General features: G+C 65.4%; 16 protein-coding genes and 2 pseudogenes (1 of these 18 only partly in view). 6 read left to right on the top strand and 12 right to left on the bottom strand.

Annotated features, from left to right (window positions below; genetic code table 11):
- Positions 1-3: 3 nt before the first annotated feature.
- From AADZ55_RS07660 to AADZ55_RS07635, 5 genes are all read right to left on the bottom strand, one after another.
- Entirely contained in the window at positions 4-2,487 is a 2,484-nt protein-coding gene (locus AADZ55_RS07660) for a [protein-PII] uridylyltransferase (RefSeq protein ID WP_085323950.1), read from the bottom strand.
- Between the two features lie 57 nt (positions 2,488-2,544).
- Positions 2,545-2,883, bottom strand: coding sequence for a nitrogen regulatory protein P-II (gene glnB, locus AADZ55_RS07655; protein WP_003414756.1), 339 nt, complete (start codon positions 2,881-2,883; stop codon positions 2,545-2,547).
- The gene (locus tag AADZ55_RS07650; RefSeq protein ID WP_085323951.1) at positions 2,880-4,313 is read right to left on the bottom strand and encodes an ammonium transporter; all 1,434 of its coding nucleotides are present in this window, start codon (positions 4,311-4,313) and stop codon (positions 2,880-2,882) included. The genes glnB and AADZ55_RS07650 overlap by 4 nt, the downstream gene beginning before the upstream one ends.
- A gap of 145 nt (positions 4,314-4,458) precedes the next feature.
- Positions 4,459-5,778 (bottom strand): signal recognition particle-docking protein FtsY, encoded by a 1,320-nt coding sequence (ftsY, locus tag AADZ55_RS07645; RefSeq protein WP_085323952.1) that lies wholly within the window; start codon positions 5,776-5,778, stop codon positions 4,459-4,461.
- 468 nt (positions 5,779-6,246) lie between these two features.
- The gene (locus AADZ55_RS07635; RefSeq protein WP_085323953.1) at positions 6,247-7,038 is read right to left on the bottom strand and encodes a phthiotriol/phenolphthiotriol dimycocerosates methyltransferase; all 792 of its coding nucleotides are present in this window, start codon (positions 7,036-7,038) and stop codon (positions 6,247-6,249) included.
- A 227-nt stretch (positions 7,039-7,265) separates the two neighbouring features.
- Here AADZ55_RS07635 and AADZ55_RS07630 point away from each other — a divergent pair, with 227 nt between their 5' ends.
- Positions 7,266-8,132, top strand: coding sequence for an oxidoreductase (locus tag AADZ55_RS07630; protein WP_085323954.1), 867 nt, complete (start codon positions 7,266-7,268; stop codon positions 8,130-8,132).
- Complete coding sequence (locus AADZ55_RS23490; RefSeq protein WP_423202359.1) at positions 8,017-8,262, top strand: transposase; 246 nt, start codon at positions 8,017-8,019, stop codon at positions 8,260-8,262. Before AADZ55_RS07630 ends, AADZ55_RS23490 begins: the two co-directional genes overlap by 116 nt.
- 222 nt (positions 8,263-8,484) lie before the next feature.
- Here the strand turns inward: AADZ55_RS23490 and smc are convergent, their stop codons facing one another.
- Genes smc through AADZ55_RS07615 form a run of 3 tightly spaced genes read right to left on the bottom strand, consistent with a single transcriptional unit; the run spans position 8,485 to position 12,804 of the window.
- Positions 8,485-12,087: a chromosome segregation protein SMC gene (smc, locus tag AADZ55_RS07625; protein WP_085323956.1), complete on the bottom strand. Its 3,603-nt coding sequence runs from the start codon at positions 12,085-12,087 to the stop codon at positions 8,485-8,487.
- Between the two features lie 23 nt (positions 12,088-12,110).
- Positions 12,111-12,404, bottom strand: a complete 294-nt coding sequence (locus AADZ55_RS07620; RefSeq protein ID WP_085323957.1) for an acylphosphatase — start codon at positions 12,402-12,404, stop codon at positions 12,111-12,113.
- Positions 12,397-12,804, bottom strand: a complete 408-nt coding sequence (locus tag AADZ55_RS07615; RefSeq protein WP_085323958.1) for an OsmC family protein — start codon at positions 12,802-12,804, stop codon at positions 12,397-12,399. The genes AADZ55_RS07620 and AADZ55_RS07615 overlap by 8 nt, the downstream gene beginning before the upstream one ends.
- A gap of 288 nt (positions 12,805-13,092) precedes the next feature.
- Here AADZ55_RS07615 and AADZ55_RS07610 point away from each other — a divergent pair.
- Positions 13,093-13,813: pseudogene (locus AADZ55_RS07610) on the top strand (IS110 family transposase); the annotation flags it as partial.
- An 89-nt stretch (positions 13,814-13,902) separates the two neighbouring features.
- On the opposite strand, the gene mutM reads toward AADZ55_RS07610, so the two are convergent.
- From mutM to sepIVA, 4 genes are all read right to left on the bottom strand, one after another.
- Positions 13,903-14,769 carry a DNA-formamidopyrimidine glycosylase gene (gene mutM, locus AADZ55_RS07605; protein WP_085323959.1) on the bottom strand — a complete coding sequence of 289 codons (867 nt, stop codon included), beginning with the start codon at positions 14,767-14,769 and terminating at the stop codon, positions 13,903-13,905.
- Between the two features lie 55 nt (positions 14,770-14,824).
- The gene (gene rnc / locus AADZ55_RS07600) at positions 14,825-15,547 is read right to left on the bottom strand and encodes a ribonuclease III (protein WP_085323960.1); all 723 of its coding nucleotides are present in this window, start codon (positions 15,545-15,547) and stop codon (positions 14,825-14,827) included.
- Positions 15,544-16,155 (bottom strand): YceD family protein, encoded by a 612-nt coding sequence (locus AADZ55_RS07595; RefSeq protein ID WP_207569030.1) that lies wholly within the window; start codon positions 16,153-16,155, stop codon positions 15,544-15,546. The genes rnc and AADZ55_RS07595 overlap by 4 nt, the downstream gene beginning before the upstream one ends.
- Positions 16,156-16,241: 86 nt before the next feature.
- A complete protein-coding gene (sepIVA, locus tag AADZ55_RS07590; RefSeq protein ID WP_085323993.1) occupies positions 16,242-16,979 on the bottom strand; it encodes a cell division protein SepIVA in 738 nt (245 codons plus the stop codon).
- Between the two features lie 236 nt (positions 16,980-17,215).
- Here sepIVA and AADZ55_RS07585 point away from each other — a divergent pair, with 236 nt between their 5' ends.
- The 3 genes and pseudogenes from AADZ55_RS07585 to AADZ55_RS23485 all read left to right on the top strand — a co-directional run.
- A complete protein-coding gene (locus tag AADZ55_RS07585; protein WP_085323994.1) occupies positions 17,216-18,001 on the top strand; it encodes a thioesterase II family protein in 786 nt (261 codons plus the stop codon).
- 680 nt (positions 18,002-18,681) lie between these two features.
- Positions 18,682-20,433, top strand: coding sequence for a long-chain-fatty-acid--AMP ligase FAAL26/FadD26 (gene fadD26 / locus AADZ55_RS07580; protein WP_085323962.1), 1,752 nt, complete (start codon positions 18,682-18,684; stop codon positions 20,431-20,433).
- Positions 20,430-22,781 (top strand): annotated as a pseudogene (locus AADZ55_RS23485) (SDR family NAD(P)-dependent oxidoreductase); it runs 7,838 nt beyond the window's last position. Before fadD26 ends, AADZ55_RS23485 begins: the two are co-directional and overlap by 4 nt.

Genomic DNA, 22,781 nt, shown 5'->3' with positions numbered 1-22,781 from the left:
GACCTAATCGCCGACGGGCCCGTCTACCATCACGTCGACGCGGGCGCCCAACACTGCCAACAGGTGTTGCTTGACCGCGGCTCTTGCGTCGGAGTCCGTCGGGACGGTCACACAGAACACGTCGGCGGCGGTGGATCCGAACGTATTCACCTTCGCCCACACGATGTCGGCTCCGGCGCGCTCCAAAGCCCGGGCCAGTAACGCGAGCAAACCCGCCCGATCCATGGCCCGAACTTCGAAGAGCAGCTGACCCGGCGCGGTGGTGTCGAGCCACAGAATGCGCGGCGGGGCGGTTGACCGCGTGACGGGCACCCCTGCCTGCACGTCCCCGGCCCGCGCAGACGCCAAGTCGGCGGCGTCACTATCGCGTTTCGCCAGCGCGCCGAGCACGTCGACGTCGCCGTTGAGGGCACCGATGAATTGCTGACGCACCAGGTCCGCCGCGGGCGGGGAACCAAACAGTGGTGACACGACAAACTCGGTGATCGCGATGCCCTGGTGGACATTGACCGACGCCGAATGGACGCGCAGGGAGTTCAACGCCAGCACCGCGGCGGCTTTGGACACCATACCCCGCTCGTCCGGGGCGACCATCACGGCGTCGATGCGTTCACTGTCGCGTGGGCTGATCTCCACATGCACCCCGCGGTCGGCTGCCAGCGAAAGATAGTGGGGCGCAGTCGGTTCAGCCTGAGGCAGCGACTCCCCCGCCATCACCATCCGGCAGCGACACACCAGGTCCTCGACCAGTGAGGCCTTCCAGTCGCTCCATACCCCGGGACCAGTGGCCTTCGAGTCCGCCTCCGACAGCGCATGCAAAACTTCGAGCAATTGCGGATCCCCGCCCAGCGCCTCGGACACCGCCTCGATGGTTTTGGGGTTGTTCAAGTCGCTTCGGGTGGCCGTAATGGGCAGCAGCAGGTGGTGTCGAACCAGCTTGCAGAGCAGCTCAACGTCCGGCGGCGAGAGCCCCAGCCTGGTGCCGATCGGGACCGCCAATTCGGCCCCGAGCACACTGTGATCGGTGCCTCGCCCCTTGCCGATGTCATGCAGCAGCGCGCCAAGCGCAAGCAGGTCGGGACGCGCCACCCGGGTGGCCAGCGGCGCCGCATGCACCGCCGTCTCGACCACATGACGGTCCACCGTCCACTTGTGGGCGACGTCGCGCGGGGGAAGGTCACGGATCGACTCCCATTCCGGCAACAGCCGGCCCCAGAGCCCGGTCCGGTCGAGCGCTTCGATGGTGGCCACCGTGGTAGGGCCGGCGGAAAGCACAACCAAGAGGTCGTCCAACGCCTCCTGGGGCCAAGGGATCGGCAAGTCGGGGACGCTGGCAACCAACCGGCTCAGGGTGGCGGCGCCGATGGGCAACCCGGTGTCAGCCGATGCGGCAGCTACGCGGAGTACCAGGCCGGGGTCGCGTTCGGGTTCGGCGTCGCGGGCGAGCACGATTTCGCCCGCATACTCGACGACGCCCTCGTCAAGAGGTCGCCGCTTGGGCCGCCGCATCATGGCTGTGATGCCGCGCCGCGGCAAGGCGTTCTCCGCGGTCCGCAGGCCGGCTTCGGCGTGGTAACTGATGGTGCGGCCAGCGTTCGACAGGGTGCGTGCCAAGTCAAATCTGTCACCGACCCCCAAGGCGGCGCTGATCTCGTCGGCGAACTGGGCCAGCAACTGGTCACGCCCACGGCCCGAGACCCGGTGCAGCTGGGTGCGCACGTCCAGCAAAGTGAGATAGGCATTGTCCAGCGAACCCGCCGGCAGGTCCGGATTTCCGATGCCGTGGCGGTCGATGAGCTGGGCGATCGCCAGTGCGTCCAGCAACTGGACATCGCGTAGGCCGCCGCGACCCGATTTGAGATCGGGCTCGGCGCGCTGCGCGATCCGGCCACAGCGCCGCCACCGGGCATGCGTCGTCTCGACGAGCTCGCCCATGCGGGAGCGAATTCCGCTGCGCCACTGCCGTCGCACGCCGTCGACCAGTCCCGTCGAAAGCTGCTCATCGCCGGCGATGTGGCGTGCTTCCAACATGCCCAGCACGGCCGCCATGTCGGAATTGGCCGTGCCCAATGCCTCGCTGAGGGTCCGCACGCTGTGGTCAAGTCGAATGTTGGCGTCCCACAACGGGTACCACAACTTGTCGGCGACCGGCCCCAGCACATCGGCGGGCTTGCCGTCGTGCAACAGCAGCAGATCCAGGTCCGAATACGGCAGCAGCTCACGACGCCCGAGCCCGCCGACTCCGACGATCGCAAACCCACTCGCTTCGGTGATCCCGATCTCGTCGGCCTTAGCGATCAGCCAGGACTCATGCAGATCCAGCCACGCCTGCCGCAACCCCGCCGGCTCCAGTTCGCGGTGGTCGTCGGACAGCAGCTTGCGCCGCTCCGCAGCCAAATCGCTTGGCGGAGAGGCACATCCTGCCCCTTCTACTGCTTGGGCCACCGGTAGCCGTGCCCCGGACGGGTCCGGCGGTTGCGGCTTCATACCCGATCTCACAACCGGCAGGCCCGTCCGGGTTTGATCAGCAAAGTGCGACTATTCTCATAACGCATCGTGTCCGCGTTCACCGGTACGTACCCGCACGATGGTGTCCACCGGACTGACCCACACTTTGCCGTCGCCGATCTTGCCGGTGCGGGCTGCCCGCACGATGCTGTCCACCACCTTGTCGACGATGGAGTCATCGACAACGACTTCGATCCGAACCTTCGGCACGAAATCCACCGAGTATTCCGCACCCCGGTAGACCTCGGTGTGGCCCTTCTGCCGTCCGTACCCCTGGATTTCGCTGACCGTCATCCCCAAGACTCCCGCATCCTCGAGGCTCGTCTTGACGTCATCGAGCGTGAACGGCTTCACGATCGCGGTGATCAGCTTCATTTCGGCTTCGCCTCCACTCTCTCGCCCACTCGCTCCTCCAAGCCGTTGCGGCTATCCTCCACGTTGCCCCGCGGGGGGAGAACCGAACCGCTGACGACGGCGAAATCGTAACCGCTCTCTGCGTGCTCAGCCTCGTCGATGCCCGAGCTTTCTTTCTCGGCGTCAAGCCTGAGCCCGATGGTGAATTTCAGGATCAATGCCAAGACAAGGGTGACGATTCCAGAGTAGAGGAGAACACTGAAGGCGCCGAGCGCTTGCCGTTCCAGCTGGGCAAAGCCGCCGCCGTAGAACAACCCCTTCGACACCCCAGCCACGCCATTGATCGCCGGGGTCTCAGGGGCGGCAAGCAGTCCCACCAGCAGCGTGCCTACCAGACCACCGACCAGGTGCACCCCGACCACGTCGAGCGAGTCATCGAAGCCGAGCCGGAATTTCAGCCCGACCGCCAGCGCGCACAGCACCCCGGCCGACACGCCAACCACCAACGCGCCCAAGACGTTGACCGATGAGCAAGACGGTGTGATGGCGACCAGTCCGGCGACGATACCCGACGCCGCGCCCAGCGTCGTAGCCTTGCCATCGCGGATGCGCTCGGTGAGCAGCCAGCCAAGCATGGCCGCGGCGGTCGCGATCGTGGTGGTAATGAACGTTGAGCCGGCAACGCCGTTGGCGGTGGTCGCCGATCCCGCGTTGAATCCGTACCAGCCGAACCACAGCAGTGCGGCGCCCAGCATCACGAACGGCAGATTGTGCGGTCGCATCAATGTTGCTGGCCAGCCGCGGCGCTTGCCCAGCACGATCGCCAACACCAGGGCGGCAATACCGGCGTTGATGTGGACCGCGGTGCCGCCGGCGAAGTCGATCGCGTGCAGCTTGTTGGCGATCCAGCCGCCGTGCTCGGCGGCGAACCCGTCAAACGCGAAGACCCAGTGCGCGACCGGGAAGTAGACGAACGTCGCCCACAGTCCGGCAAACAACAGCCAGGCGCCGAACTTCAACCGGTCGGCCACGGCCCCCGAGATCAGTGCGACCGTGATGATCGCGAACATCAACTGGAACGCCACAAAAACGGTCGCCGGCAGGGTACCCGCCAGCGGGATGTCCACCGCGGCGGTCTGCGTGCTCGGATCCGCGGCGACGGCATTGACGCCGATGAGACCTTTGAGACCCCAGTATTGGGTCGGGTTGCCGGCGATGTTGCCGACGTCGTCGCCGAACGCAATCGAGTAGCCGTACAGCGCCCAGAGCACCGTCACGACGCCCATCGCGCTGACGCTCATCATGATCATGTTCAGCACGCTCTTGGCGCGCACCATGCCGCCGTAGAAAAACGCCAGGCCGGGCGTCATTAGCAGCACGAGCGCGGAACTCGCCAGCATCCAGGCGGTGTCGCCGCTATTGGGAACGCCCATTATGGGGAATTGGTCCACTCGCTATCACCTCCAGTCAAGCGCGTTGGCAGGACCCCAGACTTACGACTGACGACCTGATCCAGAACCTTGCGCAGTAGTTGTTGCGGCGATGGTGCGGCCATGTTTCATCAGGATTAACGTAAAACTTGCTGTGTGAGAGCTATCAGCCGAGCAGGGCATCGACGAAGGCGGCGGGCTCAAAAGGCGCCAGGTCGTCGGGGCCTTCGCCGAGCCCGACCAGCTTCACCGGCACCCCGAGTTCCTGTTGGACGCGGAAAACGATGCCGCCCTTGGCCGTTCCGTCCAGCTTGGTGAGCACGGCGCCGCTGATGTCGACGACTTCGGCGAACACCCTGGCCTGTGCCAACCCGTTCTGTCCGATGGTGGCGTCGAGCACCAACAACACCTCGTCGACGGCCGCTCGTCGGGTCACGACGCGCTTGACCTTGTCGAGCTCGTCCATCAGCCCGACCTTGGTGTGCAACCGCCCGGCTGTGTCGATGAGCACCACGTCTGCACCGGAGGCGATGCCCTTATCGACGGCGTCAAACGCCACCGATGCCGGGTCGGCGCCTTCGGGCCCGCGCACCACCTCTGCGCCAACTCGCGCCGCCCAGGTCTGCAGCTGATCGGCGGCGGCCGCACGGAAGGTGTCGGCCGCACCGAGCACGACCCGTCGGCCGTCGGCCACCAACACCCTTGCCAACTTGCCGACTGTGGTGGTCTTGCCGGTGCCGTTGACGCCAACGACCAGCAGCACCGAGGGATGGTCGGCGTGTGGTAGCGCGCGGATCGAGCGGTCCATGCCCGGCTGCAGCTCTTTGGTCAGGACCTCACGCAACACCGCTCGGGCGTCGGCCTCGGTACGCACGTTGCTGGTGGCCAGCTGGCTGCGCAGCTGCGACACCACCGACGCGGTCGCCACTGGTCCCAGGTCGGCGACCAGCAGGGTGTCCTCGACGTCCTGCCAGGAGTCCTCGTCCAGGTCCCCGCCACCGATCAAACCCAGCATGCTGCGACCGAGGGCATGCTGCGATTTGGCGAGCCGTCCGCGCAGTCGCTCCAGTCGACCTTCGGGCGGCGCGATGGCAGCTACGTCGGGGAACTCGGGGGCGGCTGGGGCGGCCTCGGGGGTTTCCGGCGGCAATTCGGCAACCGGCGGTGTGATGGTCTTGGGTTCGGGCTCAACTTCGGGAAGATGTACGTCGGCGATGGTGCGCTTGGGCGCGTCGCGAGGAACTGTCGCATCGTCGCCCACGGCAGGCAGTCCGCTGGTGTCGATCTCCCCGACGGTCGGCACCGTTTGGCTGAACGTGATGCCGGACGTGGCGGTATAACCGCCCGAACGGTCCAGTGCGTCGGATTGAGGCCGGGTGGAGAGGCTGATCCGCCGCCGGCGGTAGAGCACCAGCCCCAGGGTCAGCGCGGCAATGACGACCAGGGCGGCGATGACCGCGATGGCGATCCACAAACCTTCCGACACGCAAACATCCTAGGGTGAGACGCGATGCCGACAGCGAGGGCGCGCACTGCCCGAGTTCCGGTGACCCCTAAAGCCCGCAACGCCGGCGCGCGGCTGTTCGCCACCTGCACCGGGTGCTGGGGTTAGCCTGCCACGTCAGGGGGCAACATCGAGCCACCCACCGGCACGAACCAGCCTCGACAACGCCGCAGGATCCACGACGCCCCAGGGCTGCGGGTACCGCAGCGGCGGCCCGCACACGTCGCGGCAACGTCCACCGCACCGCCGACGGTGAGCGCCGGTGCTCCCAACCGGGTGTGGGGCGCAACGCTTCATTGTTTGACATGAGGTCACCGCTGTCGATACTGCCGCCTGAAATATGGGGAACCCCATACCGCTTCCTCGGGCAGGGAGTCAGTACGCCTGCACCACTACATGTTTCAAATAGCGTGATGCCAGTGCCTCATTCAGTTGACAGGTGGCGGCACGTCACGGCTTCACGAAACAAAACATCTTATATGAGATCTTGCCCGCTTGAAGGCTTCGATAGAATGCCCCACCTTCCACACCAAATACTGAGCGGGCCCACCAGCGGGCGATCGGGATGGGAGGGATATTGCGCTCGACCATCTTGGTTTGCTGTGGCGAATTCTTCTCCAGCCCGCGCAGAACCTCGGCATTTATGACCCTTTCAGACAGCAGCCGCATCGGGGCATCAGCTATAGCCGCCTGCCAGTCGGGTATATCAGGTGCCTGGCGCATGTCGGAGTACAGAAAATGCCCCCCGGGCCGGAGCACACGCGCGACTTCTGCGAAGAAACGCGAAAGGTGCGGGTAGCAGTGCGACGATTCGACATTGATCACCGCATCGAAAGATTCGTCCGGGAACGGCAAATTTTCCGCATCGCCTTTCATGAACGTCAAACCCGGCACGTTGTGTCGCCCGAGGCATAACTTTATTGCCGCCCCGTTGAGATCCAGCCCGGTATAGGTGGCCGGGTGCAACGTGCGCATGAGGTACGAAGCCCCGCCGCCATGACCACAACCGACCTCTAGAACCTGTTTGCCGGTCAGATCTACTTGGGTTGCGGTCCGGTGGTACAGCTGGATGCCGTATCGATCGGGTTCGTCCGACGCGTCAAGCGGAATATTCATCGGAGGGTCATCCTCGTAGCCCCAGTTGAGGAACACGAGGTCGTCGGGCTTGCGCTTACGGGAGCGGGACAGGAGGGTCAACACGCCGTACCCGCTTGCAACCAACTTGAACCGTGTCAAGCGCATGTAGGACCGCACGACGACTTGTCCAACACCTGTACTTTTTGGGGCCACGCAGACATTGTGCCATCGCGCCCGCGGCATTGTGCCATCGCGCCCGCGGCATTGCGCCATCGCGCCGGGGGTAGATGACACCAGCGGTACTTCGTCGGTCAGGAACGATCAGGAACCATTGGCCCGCCGAGTTGCGCAGTCCTGCAACGGCACGCCACACCAGGTAGGGTGGGGCGGCTATGCCTAACTGGACCGCCGCAGATCTTCCGTCGTTCGCCGGGCGCACCGCGATCGTCACCGGTGCCAACTGCGGGCTGGGCGCGGTGACAGCTCGTGAGTTGGCCCGCAGCGGCGCCAAGGTCATCCTGGCGGTGCGAGACACGAGTAAGGGTGCGGCCGCGGCCCGGGAGATGAGTGGCGATGTCGAGGTGCGTCAACTCGATCTGCAGGACCTGTCGTCGGTCAGGGAGTTCGCAGATGGCATAGCCAACAGCGACGTGCTGATCAACAACGCTGGCATCATGGCCACCCCGCGCAGGTGGACCGTTGATGGCTTCGAAAGCCAGATCGGTACCAATCATCTGGGCCATTTCGCGCTGACCAACCTGTTGCTTCCCAAGCTCACCGACCGTGTGGTGACGGTGTCCTCATTGGCGCACTGGTATGGCTACATCAGCGTCAAAGACCTGAACTGGAAGTCTCGGCCGTACTCGGCATGGCTGGCCTACATCCAGTCGAAGGTCGCCAACCTGCTGTTCACCACCGAGCTGCAGCGGCGCCTCGAGGCGGCCGGTTCGCGTCTGCGCGCGCTGGCCGCCCATCCTGGCTACTCGCGGACCAACATGCAAGGCCGTTCCGACCGCAAGATCACAGACGCAGCGATGCTGGCCAGCGCTCGGCTGGCCACCAGCGCCGATTACGGTGCTCGCCAAACGTTGTATGCAGCGTCGCAGGATTTACCGGGCGACACGTTCGTCGGCCCTCGCTTCTGTGTTTTCGGTCGCACCCAGCCGGTCCCCCGCAGCTTCATGGCTAAACGGGCCGCGACGGCCACCGCCCTCTGGGAACTGTCTGAGCAGCTCACGGGCGCCAAATTTCCACTCTGAGACCCGCTTCGGTGGGCGCCCGGCGATGCATCCACGCCGCCGGATCGTGGACGCGATAATGTATCTGCACCACACCGGTTGCTCGTGGCGTCAACTGCCGCATGAGTTTCCGCCGTGTGAGACGGTGTAGCGGTACTTCAACACGTGGACCGATGACGGTGTCACCGACCGCATCCACCACGCGTTGCGGGCCGCGGTGCGCGATGCCGCCGAGCGCGACCCGATGGCCGGCGCCGGGATCGTTGATGCTCAATCGGTGCAGGGCACCGACACTGTACGCCACCTCGCGCCAGCACCGGGACGGCGTCCCTCGCAGCCGATCCAAGCCACATAAGCCCTTCCCAAACACGTTCTAAGAGGAGCTAGCGACCAGCCGATCCACCTGCTGACCTCGGATTCGCTGCGAGATAACCGCGGTGATGCCGTCGTTCTGCATGGTCACGCCGTAAAGCGCGTCCGCGACTTCCATCGTTGGCTTTTGGTGGGTGATGATGATGATCTGCGACTGGTCTCGCAGCTGTTCGAACAGGCCAATCAGGCGGCGCAGGTTCGCGTCGTCGAGAGCGGCCTCCACCTCGTCCATGATGTAGAACGGCGACGGACGGGCACGGAAGATCGCGACCAGCATCGCCACCGCGGTCAGCGCCTTCTCGCCACCGGAGAGCAAGGACAGTCGGGTGACTTTCTTGCCCGGCGGACGTGCCTGGACCTCGATACCGGTGGTGAGCATGTCGTCGGGCTCGGTCAGCTGCAGCCGCCCTTCCCCGCCAGGGAACAACGCGGCGAACACGCCCCGGAATTCGCGTTCCACGTCGATGAACGCATCACTGAACACCTGCAGGATGCGGGCGTCTACATCGGCGACGACGTCCTGCAGATCCTTGCGGGCCGCCTTGACATCCTCGAGTTGGGTGGCCAGGAAGTTGTAGCGCTCCTCCAACGCAGCAAACTCCTCCAAAGCCAGCGGATTGACCCTACCCAGCTCAGCAAGCTCACGCTCGGCACGTTTTGCGCGGCGCTCCTGAGTACCCCGGTCGAACGGCATGGGGGCCGGCGCGATCACCTGCTCGCCGCGTTCGCGGGCTTGCTCGAACTCAGCCATCTCGAGCTCGGTCGGCGGCAGCGCAACCTGCGGACCGTATTCGGCGATCAGGTCGGCCGGCGCCATTCCGAACTGCTCTAGCACCATCTGCTCAAGCTGCTCGATACGCAGCGCCGCCTGGGCGTTAGCCACCTCGTCGCGGTGCAGCGAATCGGTGAATTCGGCGACTCGGGCGCTCAGCGTGTTCACCTCATCGCGAACCGCCGCCATCGCCGCCGACCGCTGGTGGCGTTCGGCGGCCGACGCGTCACGGAGCTGCGACGCCGCATCCACCGCCCGGTTCAACCGCCAAGCCAGTAGCCGTCCGGAGTCGGCGACCGCCGCGGCCACCGCGGCCGCATGCAGCCGCGCGGCGCGAGCTTGCTCGGCCCGCACCCGTGCCTCACGTTCCGCCGCTGCCGCGCGGCGCAGCGAATCTGCCCGCCCACGAACCGCGTTGGCGCGTTCCTCGGCGGTGCGCACCGCTAGCCGGGCTTCCACTTCGACGCTGCGGGCTTGCTCGGCGGCGGCACTGATCGCCTGCCGGTCCATCGGTGGGGCCACGTCGACCTGTTGGGTCGCCTCGGCGTTGCGCAGCCGGGTCTCGAGTTGTACGACCTCTTCGACGGTCTGCGTGCGCCCGGCTTCTTGTTCCACCCGCTGCGCCAGCAACCGGTTCCACTCTTCCTCGGCGGCGCGCGCCTCGTGCCCGAGGCGGCCCAGCTGCTCGTACATCGCCGAGATGGCCGTGTCGGATTCGTTGAGCGCGGCCAATGCCTGCTCGGCCGCGTCCTGGCGGGCGGCCTGCTCGGTCAGTGCTCCGGACAAGGCCGCGCTCAATTGCGCCGTCAGCGCCTCCGCGGCGGCCAGCTCGCCGCTGGCCTTGTCGATCTCCGAGGTGAGCTCCAATGTGGACAGCTTGCGGTCAGATCCGCCGCTGACCCAGCCGGCGCCCACCAGATCACCGTCAACCGTGACCACGCGCAACTCCGGACGAATCGCGACCAGGCCCATTGCCTCGGTCAGGTCGTTGACCACTGCGACGCCGGAAAGCATGGCGATCATCGCGCCACGCAACTTCGGCGGTGCCTCGACGAGGTCCAGGGCCCACCGGGCGCCGCCGGGCAACGTCGCCGCCGGGGTGGGTTCCTGCGGGGTCGGCCAGTCGCTCAGCACCAGGACCGCGCGGCCGCCGTCGGCCTGTTTGAGCGCGCCAACTGCACTGCGCGCGGCAGCCAAGCTGTTCGCCCCCAGTGCGTCCGCCGCCGGCCCGAGCACCGCCGCCAATGCCGCCTCATAACCCGAACGGACCTTGACCAATTGGGCGATCGACCCGAAAAGCCCTGCGCCACTGTGATTGCGTGCGAGCCAAGCCGCGCCGTCCTTGCGCTCAAGCCCGACCGAGAGGGCATCGATGCGGGCCCGCAGCGAGGCCACCTGGCGTTCGGCGGCGCGTTCTGCCGACTGCAGTTCGGCGACGCGTTCATCGGCCAACCGCAACGCGGCCACCGTGCGCTCGTGGTGCTCATCGAGGCCGACCTCGCCCTGGTCCAATTCACCGACGCGACCCTGCACGGTTTCAAACTCGGCTCGGGTCTGCTGGGCGCGGGTAGCGGCTTCCTCGATCCGCTCGGACAACCGAGCCACGTTCTCATCGATCGATTCGACGCGCGCACGCATGGTCTCCACCTGGCCGGCCAGCCGCGCCAGTCCCTCACGCCGGTCCGCCTCCGCGCGGACCGCCGCCAGGTGGGCCCGGTCGGCCTCGGCGGCGCGGCGCTCCCGGTCGGCTAGGTCGGTGCGGGCGGCATCGAGCCGGCCGCGCGTCGTGTCCAGCTCCGCCAGCAGTTGTTGCTCGGCAACGGCCACCTGCTGGGCCTCGGCCTCAAGCGCGTCCGGGTCGGTGTCGCTCACCGCGACCGGCTCGACATCAAGATGATGGGCGCGTTCGCTGGCGATCCGCACCGTTGCGCCCACCCGCTCGGCCAGCGCGGACAGCCCAAACCAGGTGTGTTGCACCGACTCTGCGCGGGTTGACAGCTCGGCGAGCGCCGACTCATGCGCGGCCAGCTCCTCAGCTGCCACCGTCAGCCGGGCGGCGGCCTCGTCATGCTCGCGACGCATCGCAGCCTCTGTCTCGAAAATCGCTTCCCGTTCCGCTCGCCGGCTAACCAAGTCGTCGGCGACCAGCCGCAGCCGGGCATCGCGCAGATCGGCTTGAATGGTCGCCGCACGTCGGGCCACCTCGGCTTGCCGGCCCAGCGGTTTGAGCTGGCGCCGGAGCTCGGTGGTCAGATCGGCAAGCCGGGCCAGGTTCGCCGCCATCGCGTCGAGTTTGCGCAGAGCTTTTTCCTTGCGTTTGCGGTGCTTGAGCACCCCGGCGGCTTCCTCGATGAACGCCCGCCGGTCTTCGGGCCGCGACTGCAGGATCTCCTCGAGCTTTCCTTGCCCGACGATCACGTGCATCTCACGGCCGATTCCGGAGTCGGACAGCAGCTCCTGGACATCCATCAAACGGCAACTGCTGCCGTTGATTTCGTATTCACTGGCACCATCGCGGAACATCCGGCGGGTAATCGAAACCTCGGTGTAGTCGATCGGCAGCGCGTTGTCGGAGTTGTCGATGGTGACGGTGACTTCGGCGCGGCCCAGCGGGGCGCGCGAGGAGGTGCCGGCGAAGATGACGTCTTCCATCTTGCCGCCACGCAGCGTCTTTGCCCCCTGCTCCCCCATCACCCAGGCCAGGGCATCGACCACGTTGGATTTGCCGGAACCGTTGGGCCCGACGACGGCGGTGATCCCCGGCTCGAAACGCAGAGTCGTCGGCGCGGCGAAGGACTTGAAGCCCTTCAGCGTCAGACTCTTGAGGTACACGGCGTGTCAGACTACCGGCGCTGTTAGCGCTCGCTGAATCCGACGATGGGCTCCGTCGGCTGCGACCAGTCGGCGACGACCTGGTGCACGCGGCCCGGTGTGGCTCCGCCCTGCAGCAGCTGCAGCAATTTCTCGCACGCCTCGTGCCGGCCCTGCGCGACCACTAGTACGCGCCCGTCGGCGTGGTTGGCCGCGTAGCCGCTAAGCCCCAACTCCAACGCTCGAGACCGGGTCCACCAGCGGAAGCCCACTCCCTGCACCCACCCGTGCACCCAGGCGGTGAGCCGCACGTCAGGATCCGACCCAAGATCAGACACTGGCGACCTCGAAGGTGACGGTGGTACCCGACTTGAGAGTGCGTCCTACGGTGCACACCAGGTCGACGGCGCGGTCGACAACCACCAGCAGACGCTTCCTGTCGTCCTCACTCAAACCCGACAGGTCGAGTTCCATGGTCTCCTCAAGCAGCGGATAGCGCTCCTGGTCGCGGTCGGCCGCACCGGACACCCTGACCACCGCCCGGTAGTCCTCGCCGAGCCGACGGGCCAGCGGCTGGTCGCTGGCCATCCCGCTGCATGCGGCGAGTGCGATCTTGAGCAGCTCGCCCGGGGTGAACACCCCGTCGACGTCCTCGGAGCCGACGAGTACCTGCGCGCCCCGCGAGCTATATCCCGTGTAGCGCCGCGATCCGGTGCGCTCGATCCACAGTTCCGTCATGGCTACTTTCTACCGGTCGTCGGGACGCGAGCGTCCGCAGAATGCCGTATGCAGCGGCGTGTCTCCGCACAGACACTCAGCGTCAGGGTGGCAGTGCCGCATTCGCGGTGGTTGGGTCTTCTCACCTGGTGTCTGGCTCTTACAGACACTGCTGGCTTCGGGTTGGTTTTCGCGCGTCGTGTCGGCACCAGGCGGGATGGACCGACCGGCGTGACTTGATAGGAGCGTGGCACCGCCCCGACTGAGATGTGTCCACCGGCCGGCCCAACCTTCATCACCCCTCTTCGAATGAAGGAGGCGACCACCATGGTTGTCGTTGGCACTGATGTACACAAGCGCAGTCACACCTTCGTCGCGGTCGACGAGGTCGGCCGCAAGCTGGGCGAGAAAGTGGTGGCGGCCACCACGGCTGGCCACCTCAAAGCACTGTGGTGGGCGCGGCAAATCCGATCCCATCGACGCGCTGGCCGTCGCTCATGCCGTGTTGCGTTACCCCGATCTGCCGGTCGCCGCCCACGACGAGACCTCCCGAGAGCTCAAGCTGCTGGTGGATCGCCGCGAAGACCTGGTCACCCAACGTACTTCGACGATCAACCGGCTGCGCCAACGCGTCCACGAACTCGACCCCGCCGCCGAACCCAAACCGGCTTCGCTGCACCGAGAATGGCCCCGCGCACAGCTGCGCCAATGGCTGGACACCCAGCGCGGACTGCTGGCCGAGCTGGCCGGTGACGAGCTCACTGAGATCACCCGGCTCACCGAGACCATCGACGCCTTGGCCGCACGCATCGGCGACCGAGTCCACCGGGCCACCCCTGCCCCGCTCGCACTTCCCGGTTGCGGGGAACTGACCGCGGCCAAGCTTTTCGCCGAACCCGCCGGAGTGACCCGGTTCAAGAGCCAAGCCGCCTTCGCCCGCCACAGCGGGGTCGCACCCATCCCGGTCTGGTCGGGCAATACCGCCGGCCGCGTCCGACTGACCCGATCGGGCGACCGTCAACTCAACGCCGACTACGCAACCCCTCACCAAGACCACCAACCCACGGCCGCTTGACATAGGAGCAGTGCGCGCTCGCGCAGATGACATTAATGCCCTCCCTATTTTCGAGGCCGCGGCTGGCATCGCGGGCAGTAGAACGACGAGCGGTTCATGAACTTGTCCCGGCGTATCACCGCACCGCAGCGCCGGCAGCTTTCGCCTTCGCGGCCATAGGCATCCAATGACCGGTCGAAGTAGCCCGACTCGCCGTTGACGTTGACATACAGCGAGTCGAACGAGGTCCCACCTTGCGCCAGCGCTTCGCTCATTACGTGGGCGGCGGCATTCAGAACCGCTCCCAGCTGCCGACTCGTTAGGGTGGCAGCCACGCGCGCACCATTCACCTTGGCCCGCCACAGCGCCTCATCGGCGTAGATGTTGCCGATCCCCGATACCACCTGCTGGTCCAGTAGCTGGCGCTTGAGTTCGGAATGCTTGCGCCGCAACACTTTGACCACGGCGTCGGTATTGAACCGCGGGTCAAGCGGGTCGCGTGCCAGGTGGGCGACCGGCACCGGCACCACACTGCCATCCACCGTCACCAGATCAGCAAGCAGCCACCCGCCGAAGGTCCGCTGGTCGGCGAAGCTCAGCACCGTCCCGTCGTCGAGCAGCGCGGAGATCCGGACGTGGTCGGCGCGCGGGACCTTTCCGAGCAGCATCTGGCCGCTCATGCCCAGGTGCACGACGAGTGCTGTGTCCGGGTCGTTCCCCTCGCCCGAGTCCAGCGTCAACCACAGATACTTGCCGCGCCGATCGGTTCCGTTGATGCGCGCTCCCAGCAGCCGCGCCGTCAGATCCGCGGGCCCCGCCTCATGGCGACGCACCGCGCGGGGGTGATGCACCCGAACCGCGGTGATCGTCCGGCCGACCACGTGGGCCTGCAGGCCGCGCCGCACCACCTCGACTTCGGGCAGCTCGGGCATCTTGTGATGATCGCAAGCGCGGCGAAGCCGCGCGCAGCGGGTCAGCACCGTCCGGCTATGCGGAGGTCTTGCCCGGCATTGCGCCGTCGAGCATGTCCAGCGCCTTCCAGGCGGCCGCCGCGGCCTTTTGCTCGGCTTCCTTTTTGGACCGGCCCACACCCGACCCGTATTCGGTGTCCATCAAGACGACCACCGCGGTGAATTCCTTATCGTGGTCCGGTCCGGTGGAGGTGACCAGGTATGACGGCGCCCCCAGCCCGCGCGACGCGGTCAGTTCCTGCAAGCTGGTCTTCCAATCCAATCCCGCGCCCAGCGTCGGCGCGGCGTCCAGCAGCGGGCCGAACAGCCGCAGGATCACCTCCCGGGCCTTCTCAATGCCGTGTTGCAGGTAGATCGCGCCCAGCAGCGATTCCATACTGTCGGCCAGAATGCTGGATTTGTCGGCCCCACCGGTATTCGCCTCACCGCGCCCCAACAGCACGTGCACGCCGAGGCCCTCCTCGGAAAGGTTGCGCGCGACGTCGGCCAGTGCCTGGGTGTTGACCACGCTGGCCCGCAGTTTGGCCAGATCCCCTTCCGACCGATCAGGATGGCGATGGAACAACTCGTCAGTGATGGTCAGCCCCAGCACGGCGTCGCCGAGGAACTCCAACCGCTCGTTGGTCGGCAACCCGCCGTTCTCGTACGCGTAGCTCCGGTGCGTCAATGACAATGAGAGCAGCTCATCGGGCAGGTCGACACCGAGCGCGTCGAGCAAGGGTTGTCGTGACCGGGTCACCGCTCACCTCGTGGTGAGGACTCGTCCGACGTAGGTGTCTCGGGGTGCTCCGGCGCAAACACCTCGGCCAACTTCGCCCACCGCGGATCGATCTGATCATGGTGGTGACCGGGCTCGGCGGCCAGCGCGACACCACATTGCGGGCAAAGTCCCGGGCAGTCCGGCTGGCACACCGGCGAAAACGGCAATTCCAGACCGACCGCATCGATGATCGGCTGCTCGAGGTCGATGGTTTCGTCGACGACGCGTCCGACCTCGTCCATGTCGGTGGTCTCGTCGGTGGCGCTGTCCGGATAGGCAAACAATTCGGTCAGCGCGACCTGAACGCGACCCCGGACCGGGCTCAGGCAGCGGGAACACTCGCCGACGGTGGGCGCGGCTACCGTCCCGGTCACCAACACGCCTTCGGACACGGACTCGACCCGCAGATCCAGGTCCAGGGGGGCACCCGGGGCAATCGCGATCAGCTGCAGTCCGATGCGCGCGGGGCTATCCACGGTGTCATGCAGTGTGAACATGGCTCCCGGACGTCGCCCCAGCCGTGCGATGTCGACGGTCATCGGCGACGCCACATGTCGCCGCGCCGCCGGGCTGTGTTGCCTGGCCATAGGTGAAATCCTACGGCGCGCGTCGCCCAGATCCATGCCGCGTTGGGCGTTCGCCGCCCGTTGATCCTTCCGCGGGGCGAATTGCGTTAGCGCACCGCGTAGTCGTGCGTGCCGGCCGCCGTGCGGAGCTGGTGGCGACCACGGCCGACGGACCGCAGGGTGCCGTTGAGGAATTCCTCGAACTCGGCAAGCTTGTTGTCGACATAGATATCGCATTCGCCGCGGAGTCGGTCCGCCTCGGCGTGCGCCGTGTCGATGAGGCGGGTCGATTCCGCGTTGGCCGCCTGAACCACCTCGTTCTGCGACACCAGGCGCTGCTGTTCTTTGATGCCCTCTTGCACGGCCTTCTCGTAGGAGATGTTGCCGTTTTCGATCAGCCGGTCGCATTCGGCTTGGGCGCGGCTGACGCTGGCCTCGTACTCGCGTTTCGCCGCGGCGGCGATGCGAATCGCCTCCTCGCGGGCCTCCCCGACCATCCGCTCGCTGTGTTGGCGCGCCTCGCTGACCATCCGATCGGCCTGCGCCTTGGCGTCAGACAGGATCCGGTCAGCCTCCGCGCGGGCATGGTTGAGCATCGATTCCGACTCGGTGGTCGCCGAGGACACCATGGAATCGGCGTGCGCCTTGGCGTCCTGCAGCATCGAATCGCGGGCATCGAGCACATCCTGCGCGTCATCCAGCTCGCCAGGGATCGCATCTTTGATGTCGTCGATCAACTCCAGCACATCACCGCGAGGCACGACGCATCCCGCCGTCATCGGCACCCCTCGGGCTTCCTCGACAATGGCACCCAATTCGTCCAACGCTTCAAAGACTCGGTACACGGCCATACCCTCCTGGCATCGCAAAATCCCTGTTGTTACCAGTGTGCCTGGTGTTACGGCTGTGATGGCGCTGGTGGCGCCGGTGTGTCGGGCTGTAATTTCATATTCGGCGGGACCGTCGACGCCCCGGACCACGTTGGCCCGCGACGACGCACCGCACTCATGCGCAAGCTCGTCAAAGCCACCTCGCGGCCATCTGACACTCTTGCCCGGACTCGCTGACGCACGAGGTGCCGGTGCAGGTCTACTACGGGCCGCGGTATGGTGGCTCGGTGAACGGGCGCTCGAACGGCAGTAACAGCGATGAAAAGCCAGCCGCACCCACATTGTATATTTTCCCGCACGCCGGTGGAACCGCGAAAGACTATGTCCCGTTTTCCCGGGAATTTTCCGCCAATGTGAAGCGCATCGCTGTTCAGTATCCCGGGCAGCACGATCGCTACGGTCTACCCCCCCTGGAGAGTATTCCCACCCTCGCCGACGAAATCTTTGCGATGATGAAGCCGCCGACGCGGACCGACGATCCGGTCGCCTTCTTTGGTCACAGTATGGGCGGGATGCTCGCATTCGAAGTGGCGTTGAGATTCCAATCGGCAGGACATCGCGTCCTCGCCTTCTTTGTGTCGGCTTGCTCAGCCCCGGGTCACGTTAGATACAAGCAACTCAAGGGTCTATCGGACCGCGAGATGTTGGACATGATCGCCCGAATGACTGGCATGAATCCAGACTTCTTCACCGACGAGGAGTTTCTGGTCGGGGTGCTGCCTGCACTGAAAGCCGTCCGAGCCATCGCCGGCTATTCCTGCCCGCCAGAGACGACGCTGAGGTGCCCCCTCTACGCGTATATCGGAGATAAGGACTGGATCGCGACCCAAGAAGACATGGCACCATGGCGCGATCGAACGACGGAAGAGTTCTCGATCCGGGTCTTTCCCGGCGATCACTTCTACCTCAACAACAATTTGCCAGAGCTTGTCGGAGACATAGAAGACAAAACACTGCAGTGGTGTGATCAGACTTAGCTGCACAGCAGATCCGATGGGCCAGAACACGACGGTTATCATGCGGGTAGGCCATCGCTCGAAGTTCGCCGCAAGAGAACACAGGACCGGCGCGGACAAGCCCTGACGGACCCGGCGGCCGGACAGCGAACCGGTCGGCCGGCCCGGCCCGGCGCATACCGTGCCGGGTGCGGCCGAGGCGCATTGTTAGCCTCGTCACAGTGGGACGCGGATTCCAATACGGAGGCAACGCCCGCCGAGCACTCTGACCTCGAATGTCCATCGACTTGACATCCGTCACCGACGTCGCAAATGTCACACCGGCTGCGAAAGTCTGCCACTGCCAACGCGGACGGGACGTTAGACTCGACTGGTACCGCCTCCGAGCCCAGGCAATGACGCCGGCCATGGCTATAGAAATTGGTCGATCCGTGAATAATGCCGCGCTCGTCCCGACAGGTGATTACCTTACATACTGCATCTAGGTAGTTGGGCAAAAGGGGCTTTAGTCTTACGGGAGATCAACTGGCGCTACGTAGACCTGCTCCGGCAGGACAGCTGCGTGATCGTCAGATGGCTTGGTCAGCTCAGACCGGCAGGTAACAGAGCGGTAGGAAGTCCCGCTGTGCGATCTGCCAGGCGGTTCACAGAGTCCGCTACAAATAATTGAGACGCCAGACAGCGAATGGGAGTGTAACGCGATGCCGGTGACCGACCGTTCGATCCCCTCTTTGCTAAAGGAGCGGGCCGATCAGCAAGCTGACATCACTGCGTATACGTATGTTGACTACGGGCTAGACCCCAAGGGCTTTGCTGAGAGCCTGACATGGTCGCAGGTCTACCGACGGGCTTGCATCGTTGCTGAAGAGCTCAAGCTGTGCGGGCTGCCCGGTGACCGAGTGGCAATTCTGGCACCACAGGGAATGGAATATGTCATCGCATTCCTTGGGGCGCTTCAGGCTGGATTCATCGCGGTTCCGCTGTCAACGCCACAACATGGCATTCATGATGACCGCGTTTCCGCGGTGTTACGGGATTGCAAGCCGGTCGTCATTCTCACGACTTCGTCCGTAGTAGGCGACGTAACGAAATACGCGTGTGCACAGGACGGGCAGCCGGCCCCGTTCGTCATTGAGGTTGATCTGCTGGACTTGGACTCGCCACGCCAGCTGCCGGCTTTCGCTCGGCTGCCAACCGGAGCGGCTTATCTCCAATACACGTCTGGATCGACACGCACGCCAGCCGGAGTCATTGTGTCGCACAAGAACGTCATCGCCAACGTGCGGCAAAGCCTGTACGGCTATTTTGGTGACCTCGCAAAGATTCCGAACGGGACCGTGGTATCGTGGCTACCCCTATATCACGACATGGGCTTGATTCTCGGAATTTGTGCCCCAATGGTGGCCGGTCGAACCGCGGTGTTGATGAGCCCAATGTCGTTCTTGCGCCGTCCGGCAAGCTGGATACAACTGCTTGCCACCAGCGAGCGGGCCTTTTCTGCGGCACCGAATTTCGCCTTTGAATTGGCCGTGCGGAGAACATCCGACACCGACATGTCCGGGCTTGACCTGGGCGACGTGCTCGGAATCGTCAGTGGCAGCGAGCGAATCCATGTCGCAACCGTCAAGCGCTTCACCGAGCGGTTCGCCCCCTACAATCTCAGCCGCACGGCGATTCGCCCCTCGTACGGGCTCGCGGAAGCGACCCTGTACGTGGCGGCTCCCGAACCCGGCACCGCACCCAGGACGGTCCGTTTCGACTACGAGAATCTGACGGCCGGTCGGGCCACGCCCTGCGAAACCGCCGGGTCCGTCTGCACCGAGCTGATCAGCTACGGTTCGCCCGACCCATCGTCGGTGCGAATCGTCAACCCGGAGACCAAGGTTGAGAATCCGCCCGGAGCGGTCGGTGAGATCTGGGTGCATGGTGATCACGTGGCACTGGGATACTGGCAGAAGCCGGAGCAGACGGCGCAGGTCTTCAACGCCGAGTTGGTCGATCCCGCACCGGGAACACCCGACGGGCCCTGGCTGCGGACCGGCGACCTGGGCGTCATGTCCGCCGGTGAACTGTTCATCATGGGCCGCATCAAAGACCTGCTCATCGTCGACGGGCGCAATCACTATCCCGACGACATCGAGGCAACGATCCAAGAGATCACCGGTGGCCGGGTCGCGGCGATCGCCGTGCCCGACGACATCACCGAACAACTGGTAGCAATCGTCGAATGGAAGAGACGCGGTGCTTCCGCCGAAGAGGTCATGCTTAAACTCCGCTCGGTGAAGCATGAAGTCACCTCCGCGATATCGAGGTCACACAGCCTGCGGGTGGCCGATCTAGTTCTGGTGTCACCCGGTTCGATTCCCATCACCACGAGTGGCAAGATCCGACGGTCAGCCTGTGTCGAGCGTTATCGAAGCGATGGATTCAAGCGGCTGGACATCGCGGTATGACGGCGGGCATTAGCAATGAAGCCGACCTTCGACACTGGCTAGTCGACTACCTGGTAACCAATATCGGCTGCCCACCCGACGAGGTGGACCCGAATCTGTCGCTTGCCGACCTCGGTGTCGGTTCCCGCGACGCGGTCGTACTGTCCGGCGAACTGTCAGAGCTGTTGGGCAAGACCGTATCCCCGATTGACTTCTGGGAGCACCCGACGATCAACGCACTGGCCGCATATCTCACCGCACCCGAGCCGGACCCCGAATCGGACGCCGCACTCAGGCGCGGTGTTAGGGGCTCACTCGACGAGCCGATCGCCGTCATCGGCATGGGGTGTCGCTTCCCCGGCGGGATATCGGGCCCAGACGCATTGTGGGAGTTTCTCTGTGAACGCCGTTCCTCGATCGGACAGGTCCCGCCCGAACGATGGGAGCCGTTCGAAGGCGGGTCACCCGAGGTAGCGGCCGCGCTGGCGCGCACCACGCGGTGGGGCTCGTTTCTGCCCAACATTGACGCATTCGACGCGGATTTCTTCGAGATCTCCCCCAGCGAAGCTGACAAGATGGACCCCCAGCAGCGCCTGCTGCTGGAAGTGGCTTGGGAAGCATTGGAGCACGCCGGAATTCCTCCCAGCGCGCTGCGCCGCTCGCAGACCGGCGTGTTCGCCGGGGCATGCCTGAGCGAATACGGCGCGATTTCATCCACCGATTTGTCGCGGGTCGACGGTTGGAGCAATACCGGTGGCGCGATGAGCATCATCGCCAACCGTCTCTCGTACTTCCTTGACTTGCGCGGCCCCTCCGTGGCGGTGGATACCGCATGCTCGTCGTCGTTGGTAGCGATCCACCTGGCTTGCCAGAGCCTTCGAACGCAAGACTCCCACCTGGCGATCGCAGCCGGCGTGAACTTGTTGTTGTCTCCGGCGGTATTTCGCGGCTTCGACCAAGTCGGCGCCCTGTCACCGACGGGTCACTGCCGGGCGTTCGATGCGGCCGCCGACGGTTTCGTACGCGGTGAGGGCGCCGGGGTGGTGGTGCTCAAACGGTTGACCGACGCGCAGCGGGACGGGGATCGGGTGCTTGCGGTCATCTGCGGTTCTGCGATCAACCAGGATGGCCGGTCCAACGGGCTGATGGCACCCAACCCGGCGGCCCAGATGGCCGTGCTGCGCGCCGCCTACACCAACGCGGGGATGCAACCCAGCGAGGTCGACTTCATCGAAGCGCATGGGACCGGAACGCTGTTGGGCGATCCGATCGAAGCGCGCGCTCTCGGCACGGTGCTGGGGCGCGGCCGTCCCGAGGAGTCCCCCCTGCTCATCGGCTCCGTCAAGACCAACCTCGGTCACACCGAGGCGGCGGCTGGAATCGCGGGCTTCATCAAGGCGGTGCTGGCGGTTCAACGCGGCCAGATTCCGCCAAATCACCGCTTCGAAAGCCCGAACCCGCACATTCCTTTTGTCGACTTGCGGATGAAAGTCGTTGATACACAGACGGAATGGCCGAGCACGGAACATCCGCGGCGGGCCGGCGTGTCCTCGTTCGGATTCGGTGGCACGAACGCGCACGTCGTGATCGAACAGGGCCAGGACGTGCCCCCGGCGCCTGGGCAGGGCTTGGGTCCTGCGGTGTCGACCCTGGTGGTGGCGGGTAAGACCACGCAGCGGGTGGCCGCGACGGCTAACGTGCTGGCCGATTGGATGGCTGGACCCGGCGCCAACGTGGCCTTGGCCGATGTGGCCCACACCCTCAATCATCACCGGTCGCGGCAAACCAAGTTCGGCACGGTGGTGGCCCGTGACCGCGACCAGGCGGTGGCCGGATTGCGCGCGCTGGCGGCTGGGCAGCACGCCCCCGGCGTGGTCAACCCCGAGGAGGGCTCGCCCGGGCCGGGCACGGTGTTCGTCTACTCCGGCCGCGGTTCACAGTGGGCCGGCATGGGCCGCCAATTGCTGGCCGACGAGCCGGCTTTCGCGGCTGCGGTCGCCGAACTGGAGCCGGTATTTGTCGAGCAGGCCGGCTTCTCGCTGCACGACGTGCTGGCAACCGGCAAGGAACTGGTCGGTATCGAGCAGATCCAGCTCGGGTTGATCGGTATACAGCTGGCCCTGACGGAGCTATGGCGTTCCTACGGGGTGGACCCCGATGTGGTGATCGGGCACTCGATGGGCGAGGTGGCAGCCGCGGTGGTGGCCGGGGCATTGACCCCGGCCGAGGGGTTGCGGGTGACCGCGACCCGGTCGAAGCTGATGGCGCCGTTGTCGGGTCGCGGCGGAATGGCCCTGCTCGAACTGGACGCGGCCGCCACCGAGGAGTTGATCGCCGATTACCCGCAGGTGACGTTGGGCATTTACAAC

Origin of the sequence: Mycobacterium decipiens, assembly GCF_963853665.1 — a bacterium.
Lineage (GTDB): Bacteria > Actinomycetota > Actinomycetes > Mycobacteriales > Mycobacteriaceae > Mycobacterium > Mycobacterium decipiens.
Note: the sequence above shows the minus strand (reverse complement) of the source record. Positions and strands in the feature narration are given on the sequence as shown.